This is a genomic window from Pusillimonas sp. DMV24BSW_D (genome assembly GCF_011388195.1).
Classification (GTDB): Bacteria; Pseudomonadota; Gammaproteobacteria; order Burkholderiales; family Burkholderiaceae_B; genus Neopusillimonas; species Neopusillimonas aestuarii.
In genome coordinates, this window is the sequence record NZ_CP049990.1 from 1,807,401 (window position 1) to 1,820,561 (window position 13,161).

At 53.4% G+C, this 13,161-nt stretch carries 13 protein-coding genes; 3 read left to right on the forward strand and 10 right to left on the reverse strand.

Annotation, left to right across the window (positions count from 1 at the left end):
* The first annotated feature begins 17 nt into the window (after positions 1-17).
* Positions 18-1,406, forward strand: a complete 1,389-nt coding sequence (locus G9Q38_RS08810; RefSeq protein ID WP_166130035.1) for a chloride channel protein — start codon at positions 18-20, stop codon at positions 1,404-1,406.
* On the opposite strand, the gene G9Q38_RS08815 is transcribed toward G9Q38_RS08810, so the two are convergent.
* The 7 genes from G9Q38_RS08815 to G9Q38_RS08845 all read right to left on the reverse strand — a co-directional run bounded on the left by G9Q38_RS08815 (position 1,403) and on the right by G9Q38_RS08845 (position 7,978).
* The gene (locus tag G9Q38_RS08815; protein WP_166130038.1) at positions 1,403-2,185 is read right to left on the reverse strand and encodes an ABC transporter permease; all 783 of its coding nucleotides are present in this window, start codon (positions 2,183-2,185) and stop codon (positions 1,403-1,405) included. The genes G9Q38_RS08810 and G9Q38_RS08815 overlap by 4 nt on opposite strands.
* A 12-nt stretch (positions 2,186-2,197) precedes the next feature.
* Entirely contained in the window at positions 2,198-3,412 is a 1,215-nt protein-coding gene (locus G9Q38_RS08820) for an ABC transporter substrate-binding protein (RefSeq protein ID WP_166130041.1), read from the reverse strand.
* Between the two features lie 12 nt (positions 3,413-3,424).
* Positions 3,425-4,240, reverse strand: a complete 816-nt coding sequence (locus G9Q38_RS08825) for an ABC transporter ATP-binding protein (RefSeq protein ID WP_166130044.1) — start codon at positions 4,238-4,240, stop codon at positions 3,425-3,427.
* A 26-nt stretch (positions 4,241-4,266) separates the two neighbouring features.
* Positions 4,267-5,382 carry an acyl-CoA dehydrogenase family protein gene (locus G9Q38_RS08830; RefSeq protein ID WP_166130048.1) on the reverse strand — a complete coding sequence of 372 codons (1,116 nt, stop codon included), beginning with the start codon at positions 5,380-5,382 and terminating at the stop codon, positions 4,267-4,269.
* A 38-nt stretch (positions 5,383-5,420) separates the two neighbouring features.
* Positions 5,421-5,963 (reverse strand): carboxymuconolactone decarboxylase family protein, encoded by a 543-nt coding sequence (locus tag G9Q38_RS08835; protein WP_166130051.1) that lies wholly within the window; start codon positions 5,961-5,963, stop codon positions 5,421-5,423.
* Positions 5,964-6,145: 182 nt separating this feature from the next.
* Complete coding sequence (locus tag G9Q38_RS08840) at positions 6,146-7,300, reverse strand: aminotransferase class V-fold PLP-dependent enzyme (protein WP_166130054.1); 1,155 nt, start codon at positions 7,298-7,300, stop codon at positions 6,146-6,148.
* A 72-nt stretch (positions 7,301-7,372) separates the two neighbouring features.
* The gene (locus G9Q38_RS08845) at positions 7,373-7,978 is read right to left on the reverse strand and encodes a histidine phosphatase family protein (RefSeq protein ID WP_205962276.1); all 606 of its coding nucleotides are present in this window, start codon (positions 7,976-7,978) and stop codon (positions 7,373-7,375) included.
* A gap of 116 nt (positions 7,979-8,094) precedes the next feature.
* Here G9Q38_RS08845 and G9Q38_RS08850 point away from each other — a divergent pair, with 116 nt between their 5' ends.
* On the forward strand, positions 8,095-8,694 hold the full coding sequence (locus G9Q38_RS08850) for a DNA-3-methyladenine glycosylase (RefSeq protein ID WP_166130056.1): 600 nt from the start codon (positions 8,095-8,097) through the stop codon (positions 8,692-8,694).
* A 6-nt stretch (positions 8,695-8,700) separates the two neighbouring features.
* Here G9Q38_RS08850 and G9Q38_RS08855 read toward each other — a convergent pair whose 3' ends face one another.
* The 3 genes from G9Q38_RS08855 to G9Q38_RS08865 form a co-directional block, all read right to left on the reverse strand.
* Positions 8,701-10,752 carry a hypothetical protein gene (locus tag G9Q38_RS08855; RefSeq protein WP_205962277.1) on the reverse strand — a complete coding sequence of 684 codons (2,052 nt, stop codon included), beginning with the start codon at positions 10,750-10,752 and terminating at the stop codon, positions 8,701-8,703.
* Positions 10,753-10,769: 17 nt separating this feature from the next.
* The gene (locus G9Q38_RS08860) at positions 10,770-11,993 is read right to left on the reverse strand and encodes an ATP-grasp domain-containing protein (RefSeq protein WP_166130059.1); all 1,224 of its coding nucleotides are present in this window, start codon (positions 11,991-11,993) and stop codon (positions 10,770-10,772) included.
* A 109-nt stretch (positions 11,994-12,102) separates the two neighbouring features.
* The gene (locus tag G9Q38_RS08865; RefSeq protein ID WP_166130062.1) at positions 12,103-12,741 is read right to left on the reverse strand and encodes a DJ-1/PfpI family protein; all 639 of its coding nucleotides are present in this window, start codon (positions 12,739-12,741) and stop codon (positions 12,103-12,105) included.
* A gap of 81 nt (positions 12,742-12,822) precedes the next feature.
* On the opposite strand from G9Q38_RS08865, the gene G9Q38_RS08870 reads away from it, so the two are divergent.
* A complete protein-coding gene (locus G9Q38_RS08870) occupies positions 12,823-13,152 on the forward strand; it encodes a 4Fe-4S dicluster domain-containing protein (protein ID WP_166130065.1) in 330 nt (109 codons plus the stop codon).
* The last annotated feature ends 9 nt before the right edge of the window (positions 13,153-13,161 follow it).

Here is a 13,161-nt window from a genome sequence, read left to right on the forward strand (position 1 = left end):
TTTTCCGAAACTTTTGCATGTCGATAAAAAATCCTGATTCTTCGCTTAAACGGATACGCTCTTCTCTGCGCCGACGAGTCCGTCACTTAAATAGATTCTCACGCCGTTCTTTACAGTTTTCACTGGTGCTGGTTGGGGCAGGGCTGGTTTCCCTGGTATCTATCGGATTCGCGCATCTGGTGGATTGGGGCATTAAGTTGAATCAGCAATGGGTGGCGCTGGCGCCATGGGCTGTGTGGATTGTTATTCCATGTAGTTTGGCTTTGCTCTGCTGGATGACACGTCGCTTTGCCCCTTTTGCCGCCGGAAGCGGGATCCCGCAGGTGATTGCCGCCATGTCCTTGCCGGATGATTCGGGGCGTGGTCGTTTGGTGTCGTTGGCACAGGCTTTATGGAAAATTCCGCTCACTTTTCTGGCGCTTATCGCGGGGGCTTCGGTTGGGCGCGAAGGGCCGTCGGTTCAGGTTGGGGCGGCTTTAATGCTGGCGTGGGGAAAGTGTTGCAGAGTGCTGGGTGTTCCGCTCATTCATGTGCAAACTTCGGAATTGATCGCCACCGGAGCGGCGGGCGGTTTGGCTGCGGCATTTAATGCACCTTTGGCCGGCGTCATTTTTGCCATTGAAGAGCTCGGGCGAGGGGTGTCGTTTAAATGGCAAAGAATGGTTCTGTTGGGTGTATTGGCAAGTGGCTTTATTGTCGTTGCACTGATGGGGAACAATCCTTACTTTGGTATGTTTGATACGCAGGCCCCTTATCGGCAGTTAATCTGGGGTGTGGTTTTGGCCGGCGGCATTTGCGGTGTAGCCGCCGGAGTTTTTTCAAGGTTATTGGCCAAAGGTGCCGCGGCGTTTGCGCCTTCTCGTATGCGGGGCTGGATACGGCGCCACCCGATTCAAATGGCCTTTCTGCTAGGGTTAATCTTGGCGGCGCTCGGCACGTTAACGCATCACACGGTTTATGGAACCGGGTACGGCATTGCCGCCCAGGCTTTATCGGGCGGTGCCGAGGTTGAGGCCGGCTTCGGCATCAGCAAGTTGTTGGCAACAGTTGTGACGTATTGGTCGGGTATTCCGGGGGGGATTTTTACGCCCGCTTTAACCACAGGCGCAGGGATTGGCGCTGAGTTGGCGCATGTTTTTAATGAGTTGTCCGACCCCGAAGTGCTTGCGTTGTTAGGTATGGCTGCATTTTTAGCCGGCGCAACGCAGGCACCACTGACCGCCAGTGTGATTACAATGGAAATGACCGGTAGCCAGCCCATGCTGTTTTGGTTATTGTTGGCATCGTTGTTGGCTTCTGTAGTTTCCCGCCAGATTACGCCCCAGCCGTTCTACCATTATGCAGCGGGCCGGTTCCGGCAAGCCATTCGTGAGCAAGACCGGAAACGGGTTGAGCAACAAGCTTAAGGTTGCGGCGTATGAGTCCAGCGCTGGTACAGTTTCTGGGCAATGGTGTCCAGCATAAAGCCCAAAGCGCCAATGAGCACAATAACGGCCATGAGTTCGGAGTAAGCCAGGCGGTCTCGTGTATCCAGAATAAAGTAACCTAGGCCTGAGCTGACCCCCAGCATTTCGCAGGGCACCAGAACAATCCAGATAATCCCTATTGCCAAACGCGCACCGGTAAGGATGTGGCCCAGGATTCCCGGCATGATAATACGGGAAAGCAGTTCCCAGCGGGTGGCACTTAAACTTTTGGCCAACATCAGCCATTTCTTATCCAGCTGTTTTACCCCGGCGGCCGTATTCAGAACAATCGGCCATACTGCGGCAAAGGTAAGCAGGAAGTAAATGGGGGCATCACCAATGCCGAAAATCATGACGGCAATCGGCATCCAAGACAACGGTGAGATCATGCGCAAAAACTGAAATGCGCTGCTGGTGCTGTTTTCAAGTGTGCGCGAACTCCCAATGGCCAAGCCGACGGGAATGCCGATTAACAAAGCCAGAAACAACCCGATCAGAACCCGTTTCATACTGGTTAAGGTGTGAATGGTAAGCTGATTATCTGCCAGCAAGCTGAACAGGTTTTGAAATGTTTCTTCAGGTCCCAGCAAACCTGCCAGGCCAATGTCTTGTTGCAGCCAACGGGTTCCCAGCGACCACAGCCCGATCAGCACCAGCAGGCCCGTCAGGCTCAACAGTGTGCGTTTTCCTGGAACAGAAAATGAAAGGGCTTTTAGCATGGCGACTCCTGATTAAACCGTAATGATTTCTTGGCGTTCGTAGTCGGGCTGAAGGCCGAACACCGGCAAACCACCGATTGACTCGATCGCTTTGCGGGCAAAGCGGTCGTCGACCAAGTCTTTTGCAACATAGGCTGGATCCAGTTCAGCCAGGAAGTCATTGCGCCCCGAGACCAAGGTATCTTTTAGTCGGCGCACCAACTCTTCTGTATAGCTGGGGAAGGGGTAGGGCTGGAAGTCAATGCGCTTTTCTTCCCATTCTTTGTTGACGATGGCGCCGTCTTTTTCATACATGGCGCGATCCAGTTTTGCCGGTACGAGTACTTGGGCCAAAGTTTCATAGGCATGCGGTGTATAGCGCTGATCGTGCTCTTTCGACAGGATTCGAGCCGTTTCCTCACGGTTGTCCTGAATCCATGCCTGTGCCTGAACAATCCCGTTCACTACGGCCTGAGACCATTCGGGGCGGTTCACAGTGTCTTCCTCGTGCATTAGAACAACACAGCACGCATGGTCTTTCCATACGTCGCCGGTGAAACGCAGGATTTTGCCTACTTTCAGTTGTTCGGCCGCTGCGTTGAATGGTTCCGCCACGATATAGCCCGAAATGCGGCGGTTGGCCAATGCAGGCAGCATATCGGATGGCGCCATGACAACAAGCTTGACTTGCTTGGGGCCCGGCTCGCCGTCGGCGATCGATTCCAGGCCTTTACTTTTAAGCAGGTGTTGCAGTACGACGTTATGGATTGAATACCAGAAGGGAATGGCCACAGTTGTGCCGCCCAGGTCAGACAAGTCGTTGATGTTTGGTTGAACGGTCAGGCCCGATCCGGACATATGATTCCACGCCACGACCTTGGCCTTCGATTGGCTTCCGTAGCGGGCCCAGATAGTCATGGGTGAGAGCAGGTGTACCGCGTTGACCTGTCCGGCCAGAAAGGCCTCAACCAATTGCGCCCAGCTTCTGAATAAACGCGGCTTCTCAACTTTAATGCCTTGTTGTTCGAAAATGCCATTGTTATGGGCCACCAGCAATGGTGTGGCGTCTGTAATGGGAAGGTAGCCAATTCTTAGAGGGGCATCCGCTTCCGCTGCACGCGCTTGCTTGTGCAAATTAAGCAAGGGAAGCGCGCCTGCTGCGGTAAACAGCGACGACAATTTTAGAAACTGACGACGTGCTTCTTGTGTGGCGACAGGTTCGTTTTGGGAAAGGTCGGTTTTTTTCATGGTGATCGGAGCTCAGTGGGCAACCGTGGTTGCGGATTTGGGACGTGCTTTGCGCAAGGCATGCACGATTTCAAGACGAATAGGCTCAAGTGCATCGATTGCTTCATCACGCGGATGGGGTAGCGGAATACGCCATTCTCCAACCAGGCGACCGGGTTGATGCCCAATGAGTATGATGCGGTCGGCCAAGGTAAGTGCTTCGTCGATATCGTGCGTAACCAAAACGGCTGCGGCGTGGTGTGTTTGTGTAATGCTGCGCAGTAACTGCTGCATTTCTTCCCGGGTAATTTCGTCTAGGGCGCTAAACGGTTCGTCGAGCAAGAGAATTTCAGGTTGACGCGCCAGGCAGCGTGCCAGTGCAGTACGTTGGGCCATGCCGCCTGAAAGCTCGGTAGGATAGCGGCTGCGGGCAGTACTTAAACCGACTTCATTAATGGCGGTGTTGATTCGTTGGCGTTTTTCCTGGTCGCTTAAATGAGGCTGATGCTTGAAATCGAGCCCGAAACCAACGTTTTCTTCCAAGTTGAGCCACGGTAAAAGGCTGGGGTCCTGGAAGACAAAGCCCAACCTGGGATGGGGGCCTTTTACCAATTGTCCGTGTAAATGTACGGTGCCGGCCTGCGCAGTTTGCAAACCGGCAAGAACGCGCAGCAGCGACGACTTTCCGACTCCGCTGGGGCCTAAAATGGCGACGGTTTCGCCTTGCGCCACGGTCAGTGAAAAGTCGGTTAGGACGGTATGCCGTGGTTGACTTTCACGTACATAGCCCAGTTCAATGTTATGGGCTTGCAAGACGATGTCGGTGGCGGAGGCGGGGCGAGTTTGCATGATGCTGCTAATGTTATTGGACGAAATCAAGCGGCCTGAGCTTGTTCGTCGGGGTGTTCGATAGCGTGAATCTCTTTGCGTAAATGTTTGAGCGCCGGGGTAACGATGGCGACGAATACGGCCTCACGCTGGCGGCGCTGGGCGGGATGATTCATGAGATAGCCTTTGGCGCCGGTATGAAGTACGGCCGAATGCGTGGCACGCAAGCAGAGCTCAGAGGTTGCCAGCCGCGCCTTTAACACATCCAGCACTTCCGGGTTGCCATTTTTGGTGGCTCTTGCCAGTTCTTTAATACGCGATTTCAACGGTTGTAGTTCCGCGCTTAAATCGTCGGCTTGATCGTCTAGAAAGACGTTTACGTGCGCATGTGTAGCATTTGTATCTTCCATCGTTTCCACACTGGCTTCGATAATGCCCAAGCCCATGCCGGTTTGTCCGAGCACGAATCCTGGTTTAATGCGTTTAATGTAATCACCGAACTGCTCCGGGTGAGCAATGATGTCGGTTTGGTTAAGCGCAACTTTGTCGAAGCGAATGCATAGAGTCTGTGTACCTTCCATGCCCGAAAACTCCAGGCAAGGCCGCAGGGACACGCCAGGGGTATCGCAACGTACGGCGAACATAATGTAGCCCTCGTCTTGCACGTAGGCGGCCACCACGGCCAGATGGTCGGCGCTGATGTTGGAAACCCATGGCAAAGACCCACTTACCTGATAGCCGTTTTCGGTTCGCACTGCGCGTAGATTGATTTTTTCTATGCCGGCCAAATGCTTGACGGTATTCGACATGCCTGTTCCGGCCAGAATACGCGCACGCGCAACATCTTTCAGGTAACGTTCACGAACCTCTTGATTGGGGGAGTGCAATAAATACCAGGCACAAGTCGACTGACACCACACCATGAATCCAGTTGAACCACATTCACGGGAAATTGAGGTGGTGATCTCAACTTGGGTGGACAGGTCTAGCCCCAGGCCATCATATTCCTCTGGGATAGCAGCGGCAAAGCCTCCCAGTTTGCCCAGCTCGCGTAAATACGTTTCCGGGTAGAAGCCTTCGCGGTCGATGGCATCGGCCAGAGGGCGCAATTCGGTGCGGGCCTGCTGGGAAATGGCATTGATGATTGCTTCTGATTGATTCATGGGGTTGACGTCCTAGTATTACCTGTGGGTCGTTAATTTCAGGCGTGGGGTTGCAGTTCAGGGTTGATGGGGGTGCGAGCCAAGTTGTTGGCGTAGTTGCAAAGCGTTGCCAAACTGACGCCTAAAACAGCCTCAAGTGCATTGGCTTCGGTATAGCCCGCTTCGAAAAACGCTTGTAATGTGTCATCTGATACATCGCCTTTGTTTTCCATCACAGCAATCGTGAATTGGGCGAGAGCGTTTAATTTGGCGTCGTTCAATGCTTCGGTTTTGCGTAACGCTTGAATGACCTCTTCGGGCATACCCAGTTTCTTACGTGAAAGAGCTGTGTGACCTGCTACGCAGAAACCGCAGCCATTCAGCGTAGCGGCTGTAATTTGTACGACTTCACGTTCTTCAGGAGTCAGGCCGGATTTGGCGTTAATGCCACCAACAACCTGGTATGTTTCCAGGGCGGTGGGGGCGTTAGCCAAAACGCCAATCAGGTTTGGGAGAAAACCGTTGTTCTTTTTCGCAGTTTCCAGGCGCTCTTTAGCGGCTTCAGGGGCGGAGTCGAGGGTGTGAATAGTAAGACGGCTCATATAGAAAAACACTTTTTAAAGGAGAGTTTAAAAATCTGGTTTTCATTGTAGAGATGAGCCGATAGAATTAGAAATAATATAAAAAAATATCTTTATTTCTCTTGGAAATAAAGATATGGGGAAAGAGACATTACGGGCACCGGCTTTGGCGCCCGTAATGTCAACGCGAATGCAACCGGTGCTTAAGCCTGTTGCTCCGTCCGATAGGTCGCGGCTATCTGCCCCAGCGCATCGGCGAACAGGGCAACCGTGCGGTCAACATTCTGTAATTTGTCCAGGCCGAACAAGCCCAGGCGGAAGGTCATGAAATCGGCGGGCTCATCGCATTGCAAGGGCACACCGGCAGCAGTTTGCAGGCCAATTTGGGTGAATGCGCGGGATGAGTGGATATCCGGATTGGTTGTGTAACTTACAACGACGCCTGGCGCTTCGAAGCCGGGCGCCGCCACGCTTTTGTAACCGCACCCGCCGAGCAGCTTGCGTACTGCTTGCCCCAATTCGCGCTGACGCGCTTTAGTTTGCTCGAGGCCTTCCGCCTCGGTTTGGGCAATGGCATCGCGCAATACCACTAACGCATCCGTTGGCATCGTTGCGTGGTAGGCATGACCGCCTTTTTCGTAGGCCTGCATAATTTGCAGCCATTTGCGTAGATCACAGGCAAAGCTTGAACTGGTGGTTTCCTCAATACGACCCAGTGCGCGGTCGCTTAACATCACCAAGCCGCAACAGGCCGATGCCGACCAACCTTTTTGAGGGGCGCTGATTAGGATATCCACATTCGAGCTTTTCATGTCGACCCACATGGCGCCTGATGCTATGCAGTCCAGAACGAACAGCCCGCCATTGGCCCGCACCGCGTCACCGACCTGTTTCAGGTAGTTGTCCGGCAACATAATGCCTGAGGCCGTCTCTACGTGTGGCGCGAATAAAAGATCGGGTTTGTATTCGTGAATGGCCTGAACAACTTCTTCAATAGGCGCCGGAGCAAAAGCCGCCTGGCTCCCCGTTTGCATCGGGCGTGCTTTCAGCACATGCGTGTCGGCTGGAATGTTTCCCATGTCGAAGATTTGCGACCAACGATAGCTAAACCAACCGTTGCGCAAAACCATACACCTTTTTCCGTGGGCAAACTGGCGGGCAACGGCTTCCATACCGAAGGTTCCGCTGCCGGGTACGATGATGGTCGCGTCGGCGTTGTATACTCGTTTCATCGCGCTGGAAACATCCTTCATTACGCCTTGAAAAAGCGCCGACATGTGGTTTAGAGCTCGATCGGTGTAGACAACCGAATATTCGAGCAAGCCATCGGGATCCACGGCGGGCAACAATTTCGACATAACGCACTCCTGGAAATCGGTGTAGTAAACAAATCGATTGTAGTCGACATGCGTAAATGCTACCGATTGGTGTTAGTGAAAGCCAAAATCAAGCCTTTCAACGACTTGAACTGCTCCATTTTTATATTCCACTACGATACCTTCACCCGATTTGGGCACAATCCCCGTCAGTGCTGTGATGTTTACTTGGTGTGTTACCACCACCATCAGCCCGGGGCCGTCCCACCGTGCAAATCGAACCAGCGCGCGTTGGGTTTGCATCGCTTCGGTTTGTCGATTGCTGAAAAAAGAATTGAATTCCGGTGCATCGGTGACTTGGTTGGGAAAGGCTAATGTGGCTGTCTCCATGCAACGACACCATTGCGAGCTTAAGACTTGGGCCACTGCAACCGACTGGTTACGAAACCATTGACCAATATGTCGTGCCTGTTCGCGGCCGGTTTCGTTCAAGTTGCGTTGGGTGGCGCATTGACCCAATGTGAAATTGTCGGGGTCGCCTCCGCCGGGCGCATAGGCATGTCGAATCAGCACAATTTGGCCGTCTTTAAGTGCGGGATGGGGTGTGTCGGCGTTTTGTGCAATGGCCGGAAACACGGAGAAGACTGAGAGCAACAGTGTGAGGCAAAACGCATTAAACAGATGCATAGGGACACGATAACGAGCGCATGAGACGTTCATATAAAGTCCTTTTGGGCAAACCGGAAGTGCTACGTTATGAACAAGGGCATTGCATAATATAGGCGCAAAACAAAGAAGCAGGGGGTGGCTTTGGAACGTGACACGAGGTTGAGGAAATGACGTTGCAGTTGAAATCGTGTGACTTTAATGACGACGCATCGCGCGTGGCTCGCCGTCTTATCGGGGCGATACTGCTTGTGGATGGCGTGGGAGGTCGAATTGTGGAAACCGAGGCTTACGATCGGGATGACCCGGCGTCACACTGCTTTGGCGGACCAACAAGCCGTAATCAAGCCATGTTTGGGCCTCCTGGATGCGCCTATGTTTACCGGTCGTATGGTATTCATTGGTGCTTGAATTTTGTTTGTCGAGAGCAAGGGCATGGCGCGGGCGTATTAATCAGGGCATTGGAGCCACTATATGGTTTGGACGTCATACGAGAGCGTCGAGACGGCCGACCGTTGCGCGACTTATGTTCAGGGCCCGGCCGGGTGGGGCAGGCGCTGGCGATTCACCGTGATTACAACGGCCATCCGCTTGACAGGCCGCCTTTTGAGGTGTGGGCGGCTGATGCACCCCTACCGGTGAGCGTGGGGCCGCGTATTGGTATCAGCAAGGCTGTGGAAACCCCCTGGCGATTTGGTCTGACGGGCTCAGGGTTTCTTAGCAAACCGTTTCACGCGGGGGCTAAGGCAGGGCCGAGCCCACAGCCGTAATCCGGGTCATACGTTTTTTGTGGCTTGTAGGGGGCTTTCCGCCAGACGACCGGCCGCCCAACTTGCTTTGGCTTTTTCGTATACATCTTCGACGACGCTCACTTCAACGGGCGGCTTTTCAGCCCCTTTCAAGCCGTCGTCGTGGAAAATATATAGACGCGAGGCAAAGTCGGCAAAAGGCAACGACCCTTCGCCCGGCAATTCGCCACTGCCTTGTGTTGAAACCACAGTGCCATTGCCCCAGTCTTGACCGCTGTCGTTGTTAGGGTTGAAAAAATACACCCGCATTTCGTTGTTCTGGTCAAATGCGACGCGAATAATGGTAATTGCATGCCAACCTACAAACCCGCCTGAACTGTCGGTGACTGCGATTCCCGCCGGTTGGGGGTGAATAATGGGTTCGTTGCCGTTATATAGCGGATGGTAGGTTTGGTAGAACGATGTAATGAATTGATGGTAGTGCTTTAACTGCCCGGTTGCGATGTCGACTGCAATATAAAAGTCGCGCCCTACCCACCAACCGTGGAGTTCCGGATTAATCCACTTGTGCGGATCTTCGCCACGACCTGCCACGCGCCGGCCCATTTCTGCATAAAGACGATCAAGGTGGGGTACCAGCAGAATTGACACTGCGTCGGCATCCAGCGGAATGTTCGATGCCAAGCCAAGCTGTAGTTGGCTTGAATCGAGCGGTTGCCCTTCGATATGCATAATAATGCGGTCGTTATGGGTGACCTGGGCCAATAACCACAGCAGGTAGTCGGGATCATTCAACGCCCACATTGATAAGGCGCGTGCTGATTGACAAGTGGGGTTGTTGCCCTGGCCCACCCCCAGCGGTTGCCCCAACATCTGCATAACCCCGGCAATCATGCGTTGTCGGGCAGGAATAGTGGAGCCAAAAGCAATTTCTAAAGAATGGGTACAGGTAGCACTGGGCTCTGTCGCTAAAAGCCGCCACAACGACGGGGCGATAGGCGGCGAATACAAAATGCCGCGTTCAAGCATGAGCGCAATACCTAAAATGGCTTCTCCGGTCCCGATATGAACCGATTCTTTAATAAGCTGATTAACCAATGGTTGATAGCAGCGCAGGCAATCCAGGCCGGTACTGGATAGGCCCAGTACTTGAGGTAGAAGATCTTGGTGATCGGAGGCCATAATAAATTGCACAAAGCCCACCTGGTAGTCGGATACCAGACCGGTGTCGTGCATGGCGCGGGCCATACCCATGGCTTCCGCTTGCAGTGCACCGCGGTCGGCCGCGTTCAGGCGTTGCGTGTAAACCTCAAGACCAGGGTCGTCGCGGCATAAGTGCGTGGGGCCGAACAGCGCGCTAATAAGGCGGTCAGCCCCCACAGCGCGGGTATCGCTCATGCCGTTCTGGTCGGCGTGCAAGGCGACGGCGATTTGTACAATCATTGACTTCACTGGCCCAACCTGCAAGGGTCGCTGGGTTAGGATACGCCACACCTCATCCACCAGGCGGCTCAGGATACTTTCCGCGCCGATCTGCTCCAGAACGTGTTTTAACAGCTGGTCAATTGTCGGGCCCATCGGGCCTTCGCGAACACGCGATACTTCAGAAGCGGTGCCCAGAATCCGGTCGAGATTCAAGGCCAGTACCTGCGTTAAAAAATGGCGAGCTTGCGCTGCGGGCAACCCGTTTACGCGGTAGGTATATTGCGCGACTGCCAAAAACCGCAGCAAGCTTAAACATTCAAGTGCAACAGTTTGGGGTTCCGCTTTTTCAAGCGTGTTCTTTACCAGCCCCGGCAAGAGTTGGGCAGGGGTGCTCCAGTCGGTACCGGCAAAAATGCCTGCTTGGTCAAGGCGTTGAATTCGCCCTTGAAGCGCGGCAATGCTGTCGGGCTGTTTCAAGAGCCGGCAAGTGGCCTCCAGTATTCGGCTTTGATATGTTGCCTTACCAACAGTTGAAGCCTTTTCAAGTTGAGACAACATGTGGTCGAACTTGGAAAGCATCGAGTCAAGAGATGCCGGATTAACTGTTGGGGAATGGCTTTGCGCCGATTCCGTTGTGTAAAGCGGGTTACCCATTTGGCAAAACACTATCCTTAAACATAAAAATCAAGATCTTCTTGTGCCTTAAGCAGGTCGCGCAGGCGGTGCGGATCTTCACCGTGGAAATAGATCAGCCCCCAATGTGTACCAAATGCCGAGCGTTTTGTAACCTTTTGTTCGAGCGGCGGCACCAGTTCGTGAAACTCGAAATACGGATCGTTAACGGTTTCGTCTGGTAAAGAAAGCTCGCTCACGACACGGCGACGTGGGTAAACGCCAAAGCATCCTGCGTGGCCGTTGGCATCCTCAACCGGTGTGGGGAAAAACGCGTCGAGCTCTTCTTGCGTTGTTTTTGGGTCAAACGCCATGACAAGTGCCTGATAGCCATTGAATTCGTAAACCCGCTCAAGCAGCTCAAATACGTTGAAGCCGGGCGGACGGTAGGCCACTTCGCCAAAATACATGGTGCCGTCGCTCGTCACAAAGTATTCGGGGTGAATAAAACCGAAATCGATATCAAACACTTCAATAAGCTTTTCTATTTCCTGTGTAATGCGCCCACGCCATTTTTCCAGTTCAGGGGTGGCCGGCACGAATACAGAGTAGCCTAGCGAGACATACTCGGAAATATTAAGAAACTGGATTTTTCGGTCTTTAATCCAGGCTTCCACTGCGAATTCCCAGCCGCTTAGATGACTTTCCATTAAAGCGGGGAACTCGTCGTCGGAAATTGTGGCGACATCGTCGGCCGTGCGAATAACCCGATGGCCCAAACAACCGGCCTTATCGAATGCCTTGAAGTGAATAGGGTCGTTTGGGTCGCCGTCAAGCTTGAGCAAGGTCTGGTTCACCCGTTTCAGAAACCGGATCACGTCGTTTCGATCCATGGCTTCTTCGAAAATGCCTACGCGGATACCGCCTAATTGTGCGCGGCGCTTCATGAGTGACTTGTCGCGGAACAACATCGACTGGCCAAGCAGGCGGGGGTTGTCGAGCAGTACCGAGTTAACAGCGCCGGCCCATTCCACTGTTTCTTCGAACAGGGGGACAGCGACATCAACGCCCATTTCCTGCAAGGTGATAGCCAATTCATAAGAGCGATCGTTAAGACGCTCGAAATCCCAGGATATAAACGGAATATTATGTTCTTTGGCGTAATCTTCAGCCCAGGGCGGGGCGACAACAATATAGCGCCGGTCGAAATTTTCGAGCGCATCAATACAGCGCAGGCTCCAGCCCAGCACCGCAACAAATCCCTTATTTGGGTCTTTTTCCATATGAGACCTCCTTAAATGTTCGCCGGCTGGCAACAGGTGGCCCGGAACCGGGCGCAGGCGAGCCGGTTCCTATTTAGCATACAGGGTTAGGGCGGGGATGTCTTGTTTCCTAGGAGGAACTCGATGATGCGATGTGGGTTGCCAGGCGCTTTCGATTCGCACTTCGCGCTGCACCATACTCCATAATGCGGGCTGTTTCGTCGGCAACGGTTTCACCCAGAAATCGCTCCAGCAGGTACAGCGTCAAATCAACGCAAAGGCTTACACCGCCCCCGGTAACCACCTCACCTTCGTCGACCACAAGCGCATGCATTGTGTGTACGGAAGGGTGGTTCTCTTCCAAAGTCTGGAGCGGGCAGACCTCGGGCTCTATTACCGGTACCTTGGTCGTGGCGCGTTTGCCGTCAAGCAAGCCTGCTGCCGCCAAGATCATTGCGCCGGTGCAAACGCTGGCGATACAGGGGGTGTGCTGACGGCGGCTTTGAAGGAAGGAAAGGATACGTTCGTTCTTGACCTGGTTCTTCCAGCCCGGCCCTCCGGTGACCATGACAACGTCGGACGGTGGTGCATTGTTGAAGGAATAGTCCGTTTCCACTCTTAAGCCATTCTGCAACTCAACCATCCCCCCGTTTTCGGATACCGTGAAGTAGGTGAGTGTGGGGTCGACACGCTTGGCCATTGAGAGGGTGCCCAAAATACCGATTTCAATAGGCTCGACAAAATCATAGAGTACGACGGCAATCCGCATTGAGGCTCCTGGTTGACTTGCTTTAATTGTTTCCTATAATAAGACAGTGTTTCATTTTAGGCAACAAAAAAAGGGGGCGTGATGACCTGTGTGGTAACTGAGGCCTGTATTGCTTGCCGTTATGGGGATTGTGTTGATGCTTGCCCCGTTGATGCGTTCAGGGTCGGCGAAAATTTTGTCGTCATTGATCCTGAGGTTTGTGTTAATTGCACGGTGTGTGTGCCGGCTTGTCCTGTGTCCGCAATCGTGGCCGACTACGAGCTTGATGTCTCGGAGCGTCAGCGCTACGTGGACTTGAATGCGACATTGTCAAAGGAGTTTGATCACGCGCAGGTGCAGGTTGAGGCATTGGCCGATGCGGAAAAGTGGGCCGATGTAAAAGATAAGCTACACCTGCTTATTCGCACTTAGCGTCAACCG